Source organism: Actinomadura spongiicola, assembly GCF_003432485.1.
GTDB lineage: Bacteria > Actinomycetota > Actinomycetes > Streptosporangiales > Streptosporangiaceae > Spirillospora > Spirillospora spongiicola.
In genome coordinates, this window is the sequence record NZ_QVNQ01000001.1 from 370,573 (window position 1) to 387,021 (window position 16,449).

Annotated in this window: 14 protein-coding genes and 1 tRNA gene; 4 read left to right on the forward strand and 11 right to left on the reverse strand. The window is 69.7% G+C overall.

Annotated elements, in window-relative coordinates; translation table 11 throughout:
• Positions 1–100 precede the first annotated feature (100 nt).
• The 7 genes from pknB to D0T12_RS01820 are packed head-to-tail and all read right to left on the reverse strand — an operon-like array spanning position 101 to position 9,294.
• Positions 101–1,918: a Stk1 family PASTA domain-containing Ser/Thr kinase gene (gene pknB / locus D0T12_RS01790; protein ID WP_117397464.1), complete on the reverse strand. Its 1,818-nt coding sequence runs from the start codon at positions 1,916–1,918 to the stop codon at positions 101–103.
• A 22-nt stretch (positions 1,919–1,940) separates the two neighbouring features.
• Complete coding sequence (locus D0T12_RS01795) at positions 1,941–3,347, reverse strand: serine/threonine-protein kinase (RefSeq protein WP_117397465.1); 1,407 nt, start codon at positions 3,345–3,347, stop codon at positions 1,941–1,943.
• A complete protein-coding gene (locus D0T12_RS01800) occupies positions 3,344–4,831 on the reverse strand; it encodes a peptidoglycan D,D-transpeptidase FtsI family protein (RefSeq protein WP_117397466.1) in 1,488 nt (495 codons plus the stop codon). Before D0T12_RS01800 ends, D0T12_RS01795 begins: the two co-directional genes overlap by 4 nt.
• A 10-nt stretch (positions 4,832–4,841) precedes the next feature.
• On the reverse strand, positions 4,842–6,428 hold the full coding sequence (locus D0T12_RS01805) for an FtsW/RodA/SpoVE family cell cycle protein (protein ID WP_117397467.1): 1,587 nt from the start codon (positions 6,426–6,428) through the stop codon (positions 4,842–4,844).
• On the reverse strand, positions 6,429–8,009 hold the full coding sequence (locus tag D0T12_RS01810) for a Stp1/IreP family PP2C-type Ser/Thr phosphatase (RefSeq protein WP_117397468.1): 1,581 nt from the start codon (positions 8,007–8,009) through the stop codon (positions 6,429–6,431).
• The gene (locus tag D0T12_RS01815) at positions 8,006–8,527 is read right to left on the reverse strand and encodes an FHA domain-containing protein FhaB/FipA (RefSeq protein WP_117397469.1); all 522 of its coding nucleotides are present in this window, start codon (positions 8,525–8,527) and stop codon (positions 8,006–8,008) included. The genes D0T12_RS01810 and D0T12_RS01815 overlap by 4 nt, the downstream gene beginning before the upstream one ends.
• A gap of 11 nt (positions 8,528–8,538) precedes the next feature.
• Positions 8,539–9,294 (reverse strand): FhaA domain-containing protein, encoded by a 756-nt coding sequence (locus tag D0T12_RS01820; protein WP_117397997.1) that lies wholly within the window; start codon positions 9,292–9,294, stop codon positions 8,539–8,541.
• Between the two features lie 126 nt (positions 9,295–9,420).
• Between D0T12_RS01820 and D0T12_RS01825 the strand changes: the two genes are divergently transcribed.
• Positions 9,421–9,503, forward strand: a tRNA-Leu gene (locus D0T12_RS01825).
• Between the two features lie 197 nt (positions 9,504–9,700).
• Here D0T12_RS01825 and D0T12_RS01830 read toward each other — a convergent pair.
• From D0T12_RS01830 to D0T12_RS01840, 3 genes are all read right to left on the reverse strand, one after another.
• Positions 9,701–11,311 (reverse strand): amidase, encoded by a 1,611-nt coding sequence (locus D0T12_RS01830; RefSeq protein WP_199487235.1) that lies wholly within the window; start codon positions 11,309–11,311, stop codon positions 9,701–9,703.
• Positions 11,312–11,726: 415 nt separating this feature from the next.
• The gene (locus D0T12_RS01835) at positions 11,727–11,960 is read right to left on the reverse strand and encodes a hypothetical protein (RefSeq protein WP_117397471.1); all 234 of its coding nucleotides are present in this window, start codon (positions 11,958–11,960) and stop codon (positions 11,727–11,729) included.
• Between the two features lie 34 nt (positions 11,961–11,994).
• Positions 11,995–13,266 (reverse strand): APC family permease, encoded by a 1,272-nt coding sequence (locus D0T12_RS01840; protein WP_117397472.1) that lies wholly within the window; start codon positions 13,264–13,266, stop codon positions 11,995–11,997.
• Positions 13,267–13,422: 156 nt separating this feature from the next.
• Here D0T12_RS01840 and D0T12_RS01845 point away from each other — a divergent pair, with 156 nt between their 5' ends.
• Positions 13,423–14,229, forward strand: coding sequence for an SDR family NAD(P)-dependent oxidoreductase (locus D0T12_RS01845; protein WP_117397473.1), 807 nt, complete (start codon positions 13,423–13,425; stop codon positions 14,227–14,229).
• Positions 14,230–14,369: 140 nt separating this feature from the next.
• Complete coding sequence (locus tag D0T12_RS01850) at positions 14,370–14,942, forward strand: hypothetical protein (protein WP_117397474.1); 573 nt, start codon at positions 14,370–14,372, stop codon at positions 14,940–14,942.
• A 26-nt stretch (positions 14,943–14,968) separates the two neighbouring features.
• Here D0T12_RS01850 and D0T12_RS01855 read toward each other — a convergent pair whose 3' ends face one another.
• Complete coding sequence (locus D0T12_RS01855; protein ID WP_117397475.1) at positions 14,969–15,403, reverse strand: hypothetical protein; 435 nt, start codon at positions 15,401–15,403, stop codon at positions 14,969–14,971.
• A gap of 88 nt (positions 15,404–15,491) precedes the next feature.
• Here D0T12_RS01855 and D0T12_RS01860 point away from each other — a divergent pair, with 88 nt between their 5' ends.
• Entirely contained in the window at positions 15,492–16,289 is a 798-nt protein-coding gene (locus D0T12_RS01860) for a helix-turn-helix domain-containing protein (protein WP_117397476.1), read from the forward strand.
• Positions 16,290–16,449 lie beyond the last annotated feature (160 nt).

The following is a 16,449-nucleotide window of genomic DNA, read 5'->3' on the forward strand; positions in this document are numbered from 1 at the left end:
GGCGGAAGCCCTCGTTATGGTCTTCGTCACGGCGCCCTAGGACGTTACGGATTTGAACAGAAATTTTCAGATCTTCCGTAGCGCCGGACGAACGCCCAGGTCAGCCTCCTCCTCCGCCCCCGGGTGGCCAGGGGAGGTTGGAGTTCGGGGGGCCGGTCGGGCCGTCGGTCGGGGGCGGTTGTTGTTCCTGCGCCACGAAGATGGTGACGGTCTCGCCGGGGGCGACGGTCGCGTCCGGGGTCGGCTGCTGGTCGAAGACGAAGCCGGGGGCGACGGACTTCTCCGGCGGGGGCGGGCCCTTCTGGACCTTGCACTTCAGGCCGAGGCGGGCGAGTTTGCCGCAGGCCGCGCGTTCGCTGTTGTTGAAGAGGTCCGGCACCTTGAGGTTGGTGGGGCCGTTGGAGACGACCACGGTGATGGTCGCGCCCTTGGGTTCCTTGGAGCCGCCGGCCGGATTGGTGCTGACGACGGTGCCGCGTGGGACGTTGTCGTTCGACTCGACCTTCTTTTCGACGTCGAAGCCGCTCTTCAGCAGTAGGGCCTTGGCGGCCGCGTACGGTTTGCCGGTCACGTCGGGGACTTCGACGTCGTCGGGGGGCTTGGGGCCGTTGGAGACGATCAGCGTCACCGCTGCGCCCTTGGCCGCGTTGGTTCCGGGCTCGGGGGTGGAACTGATGACGTAGCCGCGCTTGATGTCGTCGTCGTATTTCTTCTCCGGGTCGCCGACCGTGAAGCCGAGCTTGGTGAGTTCGGCGGTGGCGTCCTGCGCGGAAACGTTGACGATGCTCTGCGGGATGGCGACCTGTTCGGTCTTGCTGCCTTCGCCGCCGCTCAACATCCAGCCGATGAGGGCGGCCCCGCCGATGAACAGGACGGCGAGGCCGACCCACAGTGCGGCCTTCTTGCCTCCGCCGCCGCGTTCGGGCTGGTCGTCGTCGTACCGGACGGGCGGCAGGCCGTAGTCGTCGGGTGGGCGCCGCACCTGGGTGTGCGCGGGGCCGGGGTATCCGCCCATGACCTGGGTGCCGTGGGGCTGGGCGCCCATCAGCATCGTGGACGCGGCCGTGGACGCCACCGGCTGGCCCTGGAGGACGCGCTGGAGCTCCTGCCGGAACTCCGTCGCGTTCTGGTAGCGGTGGTCGGCCTCCTTCGCCATGGCCTTCAGCACGATCGCGTCGGCCCACTGCGGAATCTGCGGGTCGACCTGCGACGGCGGGACGGGTTCCTCCCGGACGTGCTGGTAGGCGATGGCGACGGGGGAGTCACCGGTGAACGGCGGTTTGCCGGTGAGCAGTTCGTACAGGACGCAGCCCGTCGAGTAGATGTCGCTGCGGGCGTCGACGCGTTCGCCGCGCGCCTGCTCTGGTGACAGGTACTGCGCCGTACCGATCACCTGCGCGGTCTGGGTCATCGTGGCGGCGGAGTCCGCCATGGCGCGGGCGATGCCGAAGTCCATGACCTTGACTTCGTGCTGCCGGGTCAGCATCACGTTCGCCGGTTTGATGTCGCGGTGGACGATCCCGCCGCGGTGGCTGTAGTCGAGGGCCCTGAGGATGCCGTCGGTGACCTCCAGGGCCTTCTCCGGAAGCAGCGCGCGGTTCTCTCTGAGCAGGTCGCGCAGCGTGCTTCCGTCCACGTACTCCATGACGATGTACGGGATGGAGGTTTCGCCGATCATGTCTTCGCCGGTGTCGTACACGGCGATGACGGAGGGGTGGTTCAAGGACGCCGCCGACTGGGCCTCACGGCGGAACCGGGCCTGGAACGTGTGGTCGCGGGCCAGGTCGGATCGCAGCGTCTTGACCGCGACGACGCGATCGAGGCGCAGGTCACGGGCACGGTAGACCTCGGCCATGCCGCCTCGCCCGATCACCGTATCGAGCTCGTAGCGGCCGCCGAGCAGCCGAGGTTGACTCATATGCGCACTTTCCCTCGTACGTCTACACCTTGTCTCCTGAACCTAGCTTCCCGCTCTCGGTGGGAGAGGGATCCGGGCTCGGAGTTGACGGAGTCCTGGGGTTCTCCGGCAGGGTGGGTGTCGGCTCGGGGGCGGTGGGGGTCGCCCCGGGTGGTTTCGTGGGTGTCCTCTGTGTAGGGGACGCTTCGGTCGTCTCCGGCGTTGACGGACGGATCCTACGCGTCGGTTGCCGTGGCATGACAGTCGGCCTGGGTGTGGTACGTGACCAGTGTCGCGCCGCGCCGCCCGGGGAGGCGGCCGGGTTGTCGAAGGTTCCGTCGCCGACCGGTCGTGTGGCGGGTGCGCCGGGCGGCTCGTGCTTGTTCTCGCTGAAACCGGTGTATCCGCGCCACAGCGATCCGGCCATGACGACGCACACAACCAGCAGGACCGCCGCCACCGACGTGTACGTCATCACCGGTCGCCCGCTGAGTCGGTGCTGTCCGCGCCACGGCCTCGAAGCGAGGTTATCCCTCGCGTCGGACGCGTCAAATCCAGACAAAGGGGTTGATTGGGCAACAAGGGTGGGTCGTGAGCGCCGGCCGCCCACATCGACCCGGGGTATCCGGCCCGTGGCGAGGCTCGCCCGGATCTCCAGCGCCCGTTCGGCGACGGTCGCCGCGTCGGCCGGACGATCCGTGGGCCGCTTCGCCAGCATCTCCATGATCAGGTCACGGGCCGCCACGGGGATCCGCCCCGGCAGCTCCGCGGGCGCCTCCCTGACATGCCGCAGCGCGACCTCCACCGGGGTGGAACCGTCGAACGGAGGCGCTCCCGTCAGGCACTCGTACGCGACCACGCCCAGCGAGTACAGGTCGGCGGCCGGGGACAGCTCCAGGCCCTGCGCCTGCTCCGGCGAGATGTAGTGCGCCGTCCCCATGACCATCCCGGTCGCGGTCTGCGACGCCGCGGCCAGTTGCCGCGCGATTCCGAAGTCGGTGATCTTCAGGATGCCGTCGGGGGACACCATCAGGTTCGCGGGCTTCACGTCGCGGTGCACGACGCCCGCCCGGTGCGCGACGGTCAACGCCCGGCCCGCCTGGGCCAGCAGGTCCAGGACGGCCTCCAGTGGCAGCCCGCCGTCCCGCGCGAGGATCCTGTCCAGCGGCTCGCCCGCCACCAGTTCCATCACCAGGAACGCCCGGTCGTCCTGCTCGCCGAAGTCGAAGGCACGTGCGATCCCGGGGTGCCGCAGCTCCGCCGCGAACCGTGCCTCCGCGGCGAACCGTCCACGCGCCGTCGCGTCCGACCCGAACTCGCGCCGCAGCAGCTTCACCGCCACCAGACGTCCCGTCGCGTCATCGGACGCACGCCAGACCTCGCCCATCCCGCCGACCGCCAGCCGCTCGAGCAGCCGGTAGCGACCGTGTAGGACGAGGCCCCCGTTCACTTCTTCAACACCTTGGCCATGATCGCCGCGGCGATCGGTCCGGCGTTGGCCGCGCCGTCGCCGGGGCCCTCGGTCGCCACGGCGAAGGCGTAACGCGGGTTCTCGACCGGGCTGAACCCGACGAACCACCGGGAGTTCGGCAGACCGGACGCCGGGTCCTGCTCGGCGGTGCCGGTCTTACCGGCGACCCGCTGACCTCGCAGGTTCGTGGCGGTGCCGCTGGCGACCACGGCCCGCATCATGTCCGCGAGCTGTTCCGCGTGGTCCTCACTCATCGCCGTGCCGAGCTCCTTGGGGGAGGCGTTCTGCAGCTCGCTCTGGTCCTTGGCGCGCACCTTCTGCACCACGTACGGGTTCATGATCTTGCCTTTGTTCGCGATCGCGGCCGCGACCAGCGCCATCTGGAGCGGGGTGGCGCGCACGTTCTCCTGGCCGATGCCGGATCGGGCGGTCCCGTCCTTGCCCGTCGGGACCGTCTTTCCCTCCGCGTCGGTGTACGACACCGGCACCTCGCTCTTGGCCGCGAACATGTCGGGCTCCAGTTTGACGCGTTCGCCGAACCCGAACTTGGTGGATCCGTCGTGCAGCTGCTGGATGCCCATGTCGAGAGCCATCTTGCCGAATGTCGTGTTGCACGACTCGGCGAACGCGTTCTTCAACGTGGCCGTGCCGGCACAGCTGCCGCTGTCGTGGGAGTTGGGCAGCGCTTTGCCCGACTCCGGCAGGATCAGCTGTCCGGTGTTGACGGTGGTGGAGCTGTTGAGTCCGTCGCGCTCCATCGCGATCGCCGACGTGACCGCCTTGAACGACGAGCCGGGCGGGAACGTCTGGCTCAGCGCGTTGTCGACCAGCGGCCGCAGGACTCCGCTGCCCTTGTTCAGCTCCTCCAGCCGCTTGGCGCCCTTCTCACCCGTCTGCGGCGCCACCTCGTTCGGATCGAACGACGGCCACGACGCCGCGACCTTGATCGCGCCGGTCTTCACGTCGATCACCACGGCGCCGCCGCGGCGGCCCTGCTGCGTCTTCGCCTTCAGCTGCTCGTACGCCGTCCGCTGCGCGTCCGGGTCGATCGTCAGCTCCAGGTTCGCGCCGTCCGCCTTCTTGCCGATGAACGTGTCGAACCAGTGCTGCTGCGTGATCCGCTTGTCCTTGCCGCCCAGCAGCGAGTTGTAGGCCCGTTCGAGCTGGGTGGCGTTACCGTTGAAGTACCCGGTGATCGGCGCGAAGACCGGGCCGTCCTTGTAGGTCCGGCCGTACTTCGGGTTGTCCTTGCCGGTCTCCGTCGACGTCACCAGAACCTCGCCGCCCGCGGAGATCTGCCCGCGCGGCGAGTTGAACACGTCGGCGTACTGCCGGGCGTTGTTGGAGTCGGTCCGCAGGTCCTCCGCCTGGCTGCCCTGGACGTAGTTGACCTGCGCCATCAGGCCGAAGAACAGCAGCAATGCGAAGATCGCCACCCGTCGAACCGGCTTGTCCATGCTCATGGGACGCCAATCACCTCGTGCTCACGATCTGGGTCATGCCTTCGTCCTGGATCGCCTGCGGGGCCGGCTTGCGCGCGTCATGGCTCATCCGCACCAGGATCGCGATCAGAATCCAGTTGGCCATCAGCGACGAACCGCCCTGCGACAGGAACGGTGTCGTGAGACCGGTGAGCGGGATGAGTTTCGTGACGCCGCCGACGATCACGAAGACCTGGAGGGCCAGGACGAACGAGACACCCCCCGCGAACAGCTTCAGGAACGGGTCACGCGCGGCCACGGCCGTCTTCATCCCGCGTTGCACGATCAACGCGTAGATCAACAACAACGCCATCAGCCCGGTCAGCCCGAGCTCCTCGCCCATCGAGTCGAAGATGAAGTCGCTGAAGGACAGGGGCGTCCGCCACGGCTCGCCCTGTCCGAGCCCGGTGCCGAGCACCCCGCCCTGCCCGAGCGCGTACAGGCCCTTCATCAGCTGCGCGCTGTCGGCGTACGTCCCGCCGAGCTCGGCGCAGGCGGAGGCGCCGGGCGAGATCGCGTCCTGGGCGTCGAACTTCTTGTAGATCTCGGTGTTCGGGTTGACGGGGACGACCTTGCCGCTCTCCAGCAGGCAGCCGCCGTCGAAGTACGGCTTCGGGTTCTGCCAGATGTCGATGCGCTGGTTGACGTGGCCCATGAACGGCAGCAACGTCGCGACGAACACGCCCATCGCCAGCAGACCGATGCCGATGAACACCCACGACACCCGCTGTGTCGCGATGTACAGCATCGACACGAACAGGCCGAAGAACAGCAGCGCGGTACCGAGGTCCTTCTGCATGAACAGGACGCCGAGGCAGAAGAACCAGATCACCATGATCGGGCCGAGGTCACGGGCCCGGGGCAGGCTGAGCGGCCCGACCTTCTTGCCGATCAACGACATGGCCTGCCGCTTGTTCACCAGATAACCGGCGAAGAACACGACGAGCAGCAGCTTGGCGAACTCGCCCGGCTGGACCGAGAACCCGCCCACCCGGATCCACACCCGGGCGCCGTTGATCTCCGCGCCGATACCGGGGACGATCGGCAGCATCAGCAGCATGAGGGCGCTGAGGCCGATCAGGTACGTGTAGCGCTGCGCGGTCTTCGGCGTGAACGACAGCGGCGCGTCGGTCTTGTCGGTGTCCCGCATGATCAGCACCGCGGCGACGAACAGGCCGATGCCGACGAACGTCCACATCAGCTGGTTGGGCGCGTCGGCGGCGTCCTTCAGGATCTCCTTGCCCGCGGCGAGGGCGATCTTGCGGTCGGCGCTGGTGTCGAGGTCCAGCCGGTAGATCATCGCGAGCCCGAGGCCGTTCAGCGCCACCGCCAGCGGCAGCAGCAGCGGATCGGCGTACGGGGTGAAGCGCAACTGCACGAAGTAGGCGATGAAGGCCAGTACCGCGAGACCGCCGCCGTACACGACCAACCCGCCGGGGATCATGCCGTCACGGGCCAGCCCGACCTCCGCGAACGCCGACAGCGTCAGCACCATCGCGAAGATCAGCAGGGCGAACGAGGCCGCGTTGCGCCGCTGGTACGGCAGACGTGCCCGGATCTGGTCGCCGATCGACTGCATCTAGGACTTCCCTCCGCCGGAGGGACAGTCCGCGATGCGCGGGTCACGCTGCTTGCACTCGTCGCGGCGGGCGGTCAGGTCCCGCACCTTCGCCTGTGCCACGTCGGCCCCGATGATGTTCTTGACATCGCCCTTGGTGATCGCCGTGGCGTCCGAGACGGGCAGCTCGGCGATCGCGAGGGCGGCGGTCTTGACGCTCTTCTCCTTGCAGTCCTGCTGGCCGCGCCCGCGCACGACGCCGACGTTGCCGGACTGGTCGACGAGGCTGTACTTGCAGACGCGGTCGACCAGCATCCGCCACTCGCCCGGACCGTCGACCGTGTAGGTGGCCTTCACCTGCTGCTGGAGGTCCTGCGGGAGGTCGTCCACCATGATCTTCTGGAGGTTCTTGGCGTTGGCGCGACGGGACATGTCGAAGCCCAGTACCGTTTGCGGCGTGCCCCGGAACAGGAGGGCCTGGCCGTTCTCCTGCCCGATGTAGTAGCCGTTGCGGACGTTCTGCACCAGCACGAACCCGCCCACCGCCACGGCGATGACGACCACGCCCGCCACCACGACCAGCCACGTCCATCTGCGCAGACCGCCCCGCCGCAGCTGCTGCGTCGGCGCCTGCTGCATCCCGCCCGGCATCGGCGGGCCGCCTCGCGGATCGTGCAGCGGCGCGGGGGCGGGTGGCGGTGGCATCTCGTCCACCGCGACCGGCGGCTGTGGCCTGGTGTCGCGGAGTTGCGCGGCCCGCCCGGCGGGTGTGTCCGCCGCGGTGGTGTTTGCGCCGGGACCCCCGCCCGGCGGCTCCGGCGGCGTGGTGTTCGCCGCCGCGCCCACCGCGTGTCCGGGCCCGCCCGTCGGCGGCTGCCGCTCCAGGTCGATGACGTCGGCCACCACGCAGGTGATGTTGTCGGGACCGCCGCCGCGGTTCGCCAGGTCGATCAGTTGCCGGACGGCCTGTTCCGGCTCGTCCACGTCCGTCAGCACCTGGAAGATCGTCTCTGCCGTGACGACGCCGGACAGGCCGTCCGAGCACAGCAGGTACCGGTCGCCGACCTGCGCCTCCCGCAGCGACAGGTCGGGGTCGACCTCGCCGCGGCCGTCCAGGGCCCGCAGCAGCAGCGAGCGCTGCGGATGCGACGCGGCCTCGTCGGGGCTGATCCGGCCCTCGTCCACCAGCGACTGGACGAGCGTGTGGTCATGGGTGATCTGGAACAGGCTGCCGTCCCGCAGCAGATACGCCCGCGAGTCTCCTATGTGGACCAGCGCGACCTGGTTGCCCGCCCAAAGCATCGCCGTCAGGGTCGTGCCCATGCCCTGGAGCGCGGGATCGGATTCCACGATCCGATGAAGGTTGTCGTTGGCGGCCTTGACCGTGCGTTCCAGCGCGGCCAGCAGTTCCGTCGCGGGCAGGTCCTTGTCGAGCGCCCGCAGCGCCTCGATCGCCGCCGCGCTGGCGATCTCGCCGCCGACGTGCCCGCCCATGCCGTCGGCGACCGCGAGCAGGTGCGCACCCGCGTACGCCGAGTCCTCGTTGCCCTCGCGCAGCATGCCGACGTCGGAGCGCGCGGCGTAGCGGATTCCCAGTGTCATTTGCGCAGCTCGATCACGGTCTTGCCGATACGGACCGGTACGCCGGGCGGAACCGGCATCGGCCGGCTCACCTTCGTGCGTCCGAGATACGTGCCATTGGTCGAGCCGAGATCTTCCACGATCCACTGACCGTCCTGCGCATAAAGTCGGGCATGCCGGCTCGAAGCGTAGTCGTCGGTCACTACGAGTGTGGCGTCATTCGCCCGACCGATGGTGATGGGCACCCCGGTGAGATCGATGACCGTACCGGCCCGTTCGCCCTGCACGACCACCAGCTTCGTCGGGGCGCCCTGCTGGGCGTTGCGCGGCTCGCTCGACTGCCTGGACTGCCTGGACTGCCGGGACTGCCTGGGCTGTCGCGCTCGGCTCGGCTCCGGCTGCGCCGCGCGCTGCGCCGCCCTCGTCGCGGCCTTGGAGCCGAACAGGTCGGCCCTGATCACGCCGACGGCCGCGATGACGAACAGCCAGAGGACCGCGAGGAACGCCAGCTTGATCAGGGTGAGGGTGAAAGGGGACATCGGAGTCGGGGTTACTCCCTATCGCGGCGGAACACAAGGGTGGTCCGGCCCATCGTGACGCGGGAGCCGTCCACCAGCGTGACCCGCCGGATCGGCTGCCCGTTCACAAACGAGCCGTTGGTCGACCCTAGATCCACAAGAGCTATTTCGGGACCTTCTACGCGTATCTCAGCATGGTGCCGGGATACGCCCGGATCGACAAGGCGCAGGTCGCAGTCAGTGCCGCGACCCAGCAGGGTCACAGGCGTATTGATCTCGTAGGTGCGTTGGGTCGTGTCCGACCCCTCGACGGCCGTGGTCACCAGCAGCCGCGGGTTTCCCCCGAAAACCCCACCACGCGCTCCACGCGGAACATCGCTCACCGGCTGGCGGATCTCCCCGCCCTCCACGGTCGACCCCCGGATCACCCCCGACCGGATGCGGAACATGCCTGTCGCGAGGTCACCGGCGTTCTCGAACCGCACGCGCACCGGACCCACGAAGGAGTACCCCTGTTCCTTCGCGTACTCACGCGCGAGGTTCGCCAGTTCCTGGCTCAGGCTGTCCGCGTACACTTGGAGCCGCTGGCCGTCCTGCTGAGAGATCTCCACGACGAAGTCGTTCGGAACGAGCGTGCGACCCTGCGCCACGATCGCCGCCCGATCGTCCATCTCGCGCTGCACAGCACTGGCCACCTCGACAGGCTGCAGCTCAGACTTGAAGGCACGGGCGAAGGCCCCTTCGACCATGCCCTCGAGCCGTCGCTCGAAGCGCTGAATGACGCCCACGGGCACCTCCCTTCCCCACTGGTAGACGATCGTATCGGTGCGAAGGTTCGCGCGGCGTATCTGGTACCTAACCACTGTCATACCCGTGCTAGCCTTTTCAGCGACCCGAAATCGGGTCGACGCCCAGGGCGGGTGGCGGAACGGCAGACGCGCACGGTTCAGGTCCGTGTGTCCGAAAGGATGTGAGGGTTCAAATCCCTCCTCGCCCACTCGTCGGGTGGCGACGGAAGTCGGTACCCCACGGTGACGGAACAAACCCCGGAGCGGCAGGCTCCGGGGTTCTTTGCGTTCGGAGGTCGGCCCTCCGGTGTCCGGCGAGGGCCGAAGGGCCAGGTACGGATACCCGGCCCTTCGGGCGGTTGGTTTCGGCGTGAGGTCGCCGTGTCCCTGTGGGTTCAGGGGCGGATCAGTTCAGGGGTGGGGTGCTGGACGGGGGTCGGCGGTGCTGGGTCGCGCTCTCGTAGTCGAACCCGAGCCCGAGCAGTGTCGGCTCGCTGAACGGACGTCCGAGGAGTTCAACGCCCACCGGCATGCCGTCGGGTGTGAAACCGGCGGGGACCGTCAGGGCGGGAAACCCGGTGTTGGCGGCGAGGGCGCAGATCCTGAGCCCTCCTTGCGGCTGCCCGATCGGCGCGGCCTGCTGGGAGACCGCCGGGTAGACCAGGGCGTCCAGGTCGCGGCTCTTCAACAGCTTGTGGAGCAACCGTTGCGCCTCCACGCGCCGGGCCAGCCGCTGATGGTAGGCGTCCTGCGGGCCCGTCGAAGTGCCCAGCCGGTCCTTGAGCCGTTGCAGGACCGTGGGCGTGACCTGGCCGGAGGTGACGATGTCGTGCAGGGTCACGATGTCGGCCGGTGGCTCCAGGCGGGCCAGCGAGCGTGGGAAGCGCGAGCCCGGCGCCGCCAGGTAGCGGTTGAGGTCGCGCTCGGTCTCGTCGGGGAACACGGTGGAACCGTCCACCGCCGCCGTCAGCGCGGGCTGGGACGGCAGTTCGACGATGGTCGCGCCCTGCGAGGCCATGTCCCGGGCGGCCGCCCGGACGAGTGCCGTCGCCGCCTGCGCGGGCTCCGACGTGCTCAGGTAGTCGGTGAACACGCCGATGCGGGCGTTGCCGAGAGCGGCGTCGTCCAGTGCGGCGGTGTAGGTGCGGGGGATCCGTCCGATGGACGCCTTGGTGGACGGGTCGTCGGGGTCGTACCCGGCGGTGGCGTCCAGGATCAGTGCGATGTCGCTGACCGACTTGGCCATGGGGCCGCCGACGTCCTGGGTGTCGGAGAGAGGTGCGATGCCGTCACGGCTGGACAGGCCCTGGCTCGGCCGCAACCCGACCAGGCTGTTGTGCGCCGCCGGGTTCCGGATGGAGCCGCAGGTGTCCGAGCCGAGACCGGCCGCGCCGAAGCCGGCCGCGATACCGGCACCCGTGCCGCCACTGGAGCCGCCCGGGTTGCGGGTCTGGTCGTAGGGGTTGCGGGTCTGCCCGCCAAGCGAGCTGATGGTCTCGATGCCGGAGGCGAACTCGTGCATGTTGGTCTTGGCGACGATGATCGCGCCGGCCGCGCGCAGCCGCGCGACCTGCTCGGCGTCATCGGCGGTGCGCCAGCGCCTCAGCGCCACGGAGCCGCTGGTCGTGGGCAGGTCTCCGGTGTCGAAGTTGTCCTTGATCAGGATTGGGATCCCGTGCAGCGGGCCGCGGACGCGCCCCCGCCGTCGCTCGGCGTCGAGACGGGCGGCATCGGCGATCGCCGTGGGGTCCCGGCGAATGACCGCGTTGACACCGGGCTGGTCGGCGTAAGCCTCCTCGTAGGCGTCGATGCGTGCCTGATACGCCTTGATCAGGCGGACCGAGGTGACCTTGCCGCTCGCGAGCAGATCGCGCAACTTGGTGGCGTCCATCTCCACCACCCATTTGGCGATATCGGTCGATGTCGCCTGGTCGCCCGGGGCGCCGGTCGCGGCATCGTTACCGGTTGCCGCCCCGGCCGTGGCCACGGGCGCGGTCAGGACGATGGATCCGGCCATCACGGCCGCTGCTCGGGTGCGTAACTTCCGCCTTCGTCTTGCCACATCGGCCTCCTCGTCACCGATCGGCGCCTCGACGTTCGGCACGGGGAAATGTGCGTCCAGCATGCCGACCGTGGATGGCCGCTGACTGTGCCGCCTAAAGTATGGCTGGGACGTCACGCAGCGACTAGCCACCAGACGGCACGGTCACCTATGGCCCGCCTGTGGCGAACCCGATGGGGCCGGACGGCTGGGCCCCGCATCGGGACCGAGGAGAATCGCGTTCCTACGTCCGTGGTTGCTGTGCCGTCACCGGTCGTAGGACGTGAGGTGCGAGCCGATCAGGTCGCCGTTCCAGGGCTGTGGTGGCCACCGCGTCGCTTGCTCCAAGGCCACGGTGATGTGGCGGAGCGGGGTCGGCTCGCGCGTCTGGTCAGCCGGCGATGCGGCGGCGCAGGTGCTCCTTGCCCTGTTCGGCGCCCTTGCGGCTTTCGGCCTGGGCGCGGCGGAAGAGATCGGCCAGTTCGCGGTCGCCCGCGCGTTCGGCGTCGTCGATGTAGGTCTCCAGCCGCAGGGCATTGCTCAGGCACTGTTCGACGAACCAGATCAGGTTGTAGTCCTTGTCCTTGGTGCCCGTGATGTCGCCGGTCTCGTGTGTCACGGCCATGGTTCTGCCTCCTTCGTTTCGGGTTTGGCGTCCCCTACCCGGTGGGCCGTACCCCATGCCCGGCGGCGCGGCGGAGTCCGTAGAGGGCGGCGCCCGCGGCGAGGACGGCGGCACCGGACGTCACGGACGAGAACGGCAGCGCGAAGGCCAGGACGAGGCAGCCGACCAGGCCGAGAGCGGGGATGACGCGGGGTGGACGACCTTCGTCCGGGGCGAGCGTCCAGGCGGACGCGTTGGCGATGGCGTAGTACACCAGCACGCCGAACGAGGAGAAGCCGATGGCGCCGCGCACGTCCGTGGTGGCCGCCAGGACGGCGACGACGGCGCCGATCGCGAGTTCGGCGCGGTGCGGCACCTTGCGGCGAGGGTGGACGGCGGCCAGGGCGTGCGGCAGGTGGCGGTCACGGGCCATGGCCAGGGTGGTGCGCGAGACGCCGAGGATCAACGCGAGCAGCGACCCGAGCGCGGCGATGGCGGCGGCCGTGCGGACGACGGGGGTGAGGGCGGGGACCCCGGCCCGCTCGACGGCGTCGGCCAGCGGCGCGGTCGCGGCACCGAGGTCGGCGGCGCCGAGGGTCGCCAGGGCCGCGACGGCGACCGCCGCGTACACGGCCAGCGCGATGCCGAGCGCGAGGGGGATGGCTCGGGGGATGGTCCGCGCCGGGTCGCGGACCTCCTCGCCGAGGGTGGCGATGCGGGCGTATCCGGCGAAGGCGAAGAACAGCAGGCCGGCCGCTTCCAGGACGCCGCCGGGCGAGGTGCCGGAGCCGATGTCCAGGCGTCCGACGTCCGGCGCGCCGGAGGTCAGGCACGCGACGGCCACCGCGGCGAGCACTGCCAGGACCACGGCGACGATGACGCGGGTGAGCCACGCGGCCTTCTCGACGCCCGCGTAGTTGACGGCGGTGAGCAGCACCACGGCGGCCACCGCGACGGCGTGCGGGTGGGCTTCCCAGACGTAGGAGCCGACGGTCAGTGCCATGGCCGCGCAGGAGGCCGTCTTGCCGACCACGAACGCCCAGCCCGCCAGGTAGCCCCAGAAGTCGCCGAGGCGTTCCCGGCCGTAGACGTAGGTACCGCCGGACGTGGGGTGGCGGGCGGCGAGCCGGGCCGAGGACGTCGCGTTGCAGTAGGCGACGACGGCGGCGACGCCCAGCCCGATGAGCAGACCGGCCCCGGCGGCGCGGGCGGCGGGGGCGAGGGCGGCGAAGACGCCCGCACCGATCATCGACCCGAGACCGATCACCACGGCGTCGGGCACGCCGAGGCGGCGCCGCAGCTCGCCCTCGGCCGGTGACTCGCTCATGGGGTTCTCCTCGCCGTCACATCAGCGGATCTCCCTCGAACATGTCACGTCCGGGCGTGGTGGGGGCCTTTCTGTGCAACCGGACGGCGCGGGCCGGGGTTCATGGGGCGAGGCACGTCCGGGAGGGGCGTGCCCGAACTATGAGAGGCGAACTCCATGGACTTGCAGCTTGCTGGGCGCGTCGCGCTCGTCACCGGCGCGTCGAAGGGGATCGGGCTGGCCGTGACGCGGACCTTGCTGGACGAAGGCGCCCGTGTCGCGGCGGTGTCCCGCAAATCGGGCGGGGACCTGGACGCGCTCGCCGGTCCGAACCTGCTGCACATCGCGGCGGACCTCATGGACCCGGACGCCCCGGCGCGGGCGGTGGAGCAGACCGTGGAGGCGTTCGGCGGCCTCGACATGCTGGTCAACAACGCGGGCGGCCCCCCGCCCGGGGCGAACCTCCCCCGGTTCGGTTTCCTGACCCTGGACGACGCCGACTGGCGCGACATGGTCGAGTTCAACGTCCTCGCCGTCGTCCGGACGTTGCGGGCGGCGCTCCCCCACCTGCTGAAGAGCGACGCGGCGTCGATCGTGAACGTCTCGTCGGGGAACGCGCGCCGTCCCGGGCCGATGAACTACGACTACAACGCGGCGAAGGCGGCGGTGACGAACCTGACGAAGGGGCTGTCGGAGGAGTACGGCCCGCAGGGCGTCCGGGTGAACACGGTGTCGCCGGGTCCGGTCCGGACGAACTGGTGGACGGACGAGGGCGGCGCCGCCGACATCATCGCCGGGGCCACCGGTGCCGACCGGGACGCGGTCCTGGACGGCGGCGCCGCCGAGATGATGAGCCTCACGACCGGCCGCCTGGCCACCCCGCAGGAGGTCGCGGACGTCGTCGCGCTGCTGGCGTCGCCGCGTTCGGGCAGCACGACCGGCGCGGACTTCGCCGTCGACTCGGGTTTCCTCAAGGAGATCTGACCCCGCCGACGAACTCCGGGGCCGGGCGCCCCGGAGTTCGTCGCCACTCCTTCCGCGCCCCGGCCCGATGTGCGAGGGTTTGATCATCGGTGTTCGAATCCTCCCCGGTACAAGGTCGGGGGCGTCCTGCGGAGGATCAAATGAAACGGAAGACGTGGGCGGCTCTCCTCACCGGCGTGGCGCTCGTCGGCGGGGGGACGGTGTGGGAGTTCTCGTGGCGCGTGTGGCCGCCCTTACCGGAGGTCGACCAACGGGTCGCCGACGCGGCACTGCCGGTGATCGACCAGCATCTGGAGGCCGGTCGCGCGGTCGTATGGCCGACCTCCATGCCCGCGCGGCTGCGACCGCGCTGGTTCTGCGCGGAAGTCCCGATCGAGACGGAGCGGCGCGGTTCCCAGGTACGTGTGTCGCTCGCAGTTCATTGCGGCGACTACGCCCGTGTGGGCGCGAGCCTGGTGACTCATGCGGGGGTAAGCACTCACGTGCTGGCGACGTTGGATCACAGCGGTGCCGTGCCCGTCGTCCGGGACGTGGCGGAGCCGGGCGACGGCAGCGAGTGGCGTCCCGCCATGGAACGCCTGTTCTCCAGGCGTGCCCTCGCCGAATTCGACCGGCGCGATCGTTTGGGCAGATACGTAGAAGTCCCGGATACCGAAGCGGCCCAAGCCTTCGGGCTACCTCCCAGTACTAGGGCGCGTCTGTACGAACTGTAGGCCGGGGCTTCAGTTCCGGTCGTTGCTCAGGTCGCGTTGATGAACTGGTGGTCGCTGCGGATGCGGCCCTCGTCGTCCAAGGCGAGGACGTCGAGGCCGCCCCCGACGACCTTCCGCGTGCCGGTGGTGAGCATCGACCAGCGGAACGCGATCACGTTGGGCAGCAGGACGGACGGCTCACTCGCGGCCTCGAAGACGTGCTCGCCCGACGCGAGGAACATCGCGTAGGCACGCGCCACCCTGCCGTCCAACGCGTCGTGGCCGCGGACCTCCAACGGCGGCACGGGGAACGCGAGCGCCGCGGCGGCCTCGCGCATCTCCTGCGGCGGGTCGACGAGCACATGCACCCCGTCCGGCGCCCAGAGCTCGCGGACGATCTTGCTCCGAAGCGCCGGATCGGGCTCGTTCCATTGCGCGACATAACGTTCGACCAACTGCTTCGCTTCAACTGAAGGGCTCATGCGCAGCAGTGTCGGACCCGCCCCTGCGGTGGCGCGATTCCCTCCAGGGAATCGGCGGCGCCGCGGACGTCCAGATATGAATGGAGCCATGACGGTGCTGGCGGAACCGGGCCGGTTCGGCAGCGAGCTGCGGCGTTGGCGGACCCGGCGCCGCGTCAGCCAGCTCGACCTGGCGATCAGAGCGGACACGACCCAGCGTCATCTCAGCTTCCTCGAACGGGGACGCTCACGTCCCGGACGCGCCATGGTGGTGCGGCTCGCCGAGGCCCTGGGCCTGTCGTTGCGGGAACGGAACGAGCTGCTGTTCGCCGGTGGTTACGCACCGATCTACGCCGAGTCGGGTCTCGACGCCCCCGAACTCGGTCCGGTGCGGGAGGCGCTGGAACGCATTCTCGACGGGCACCTGCCGTATCCGGCGGTCGTCGTCCGCCCGTACGGGGAGTTGGTCGCCGCGAACGCGGCATTCGACGTCCTCACCGAGGGCGCGGCGCCCGAACTGTTGGAACCGCCGGTCAACGTGCTGCGCCTCGCCCTGCATCCGGACGGCATGGCCCGCAGGGTCGAGAACCTCACCGAGTGGGGGCGCCACATCACCGGCAGCCTCCGCGACCGGGCCCGGCGCAGCCCCGACCCGCGCCTGGACGAGTTCATCGCCGAACTGGACGCCTACGTGCCCGATGTGGAGCCGTCCGCCGACCATCTCGGGTTCGCCGTGCCGCTGCGGCTACGGGCCGGGGAAGGCGAACTGCGGCTCATCACGACGTTGACGTCGTTCGCGACCGCCGTGGACGTGACGTTGTCGGAGTTGCGTCTGGAGGCGTTCCTGCCCGCCGACGAGAAGACGGCGGCGTTCCTCACGCGGCGAGCGGACCCGGGCCCGGTATGAACGGGGTATCGCCTCGCGGTATGCACGCGTGAGGTTCGCCGCCCACTCCGCCATTGCCGCACTGGGCAAGGCCGTCCGCTCAGGTGACGGTTGAGGCCGCGGCTAAACGCGTGGAAGGCGTTCGGAAACGCCGATTTGCAATACCGAAAGCGGCCGATCG

What these genes read in the sequence shown, in the direction of transcription:
- pknB (WP_117397464.1), bottom strand. Translation starts at nt 1,918, where the DNA reads ATGAGTCAACCTCGGCTGCTCGGCGGCCGCTACGAGCTCGATACGGTG.
- D0T12_RS01800 (WP_117397466.1), bottom strand. Translation starts at nt 4,831, where the DNA reads ATGAGCATGGACAAGCCGGTTCGACGGGTGGCGATCTTCGCATTGCTG.
- D0T12_RS01805 (WP_117397467.1), bottom strand. Translation starts at nt 6,428, where the DNA reads ATGCAGTCGATCGGCGACCAGATCCGGGCACGTCTGCCGTACCAGCGG.
- D0T12_RS01810 (WP_117397468.1), bottom strand. Translation starts at nt 8,009, where the DNA reads ATGACACTGGGAATCCGCTACGCCGCGCGCTCCGACGTCGGCATGCTG.
- D0T12_RS01815 (WP_117397469.1), bottom strand. Translation starts at nt 8,527, where the DNA reads ATGTCCCCTTTCACCCTCACCCTGATCAAGCTGGCGTTCCTCGCGGTC.
- D0T12_RS01830 (WP_199487235.1), bottom strand. Translation starts at nt 11,311, where the DNA reads ATGGCCGGATCCATCGTCCTGACCGCGCCCGTGGCCACGGCCGGGGCG.
- D0T12_RS01835 (WP_117397471.1), bottom strand. Translation starts at nt 11,960, where the DNA reads ATGGCCGTGACACACGAGACCGGCGACATCACGGGCACCAAGGACAAG.
- D0T12_RS01840 (WP_117397472.1), bottom strand. Translation starts at nt 13,266, where the DNA reads ATGAGCGAGTCACCGGCCGAGGGCGAGCTGCGGCGCCGCCTCGGCGTG.
- D0T12_RS01845 (WP_117397473.1), top strand. Translation starts at nt 13,423, where the DNA reads ATGGACTTGCAGCTTGCTGGGCGCGTCGCGCTCGTCACCGGCGCGTCG.
- D0T12_RS01850 (WP_117397474.1), top strand. Translation starts at nt 14,370, where the DNA reads ATGAAACGGAAGACGTGGGCGGCTCTCCTCACCGGCGTGGCGCTCGTC.
- D0T12_RS01855 (WP_117397475.1), bottom strand. Translation starts at nt 15,403, where the DNA reads ATGAGCCCTTCAGTTGAAGCGAAGCAGTTGGTCGAACGTTATGTCGCG.
- D0T12_RS01860 (WP_117397476.1), top strand. Translation starts at nt 15,492, where the DNA reads ATGACGGTGCTGGCGGAACCGGGCCGGTTCGGCAGCGAGCTGCGGCGT.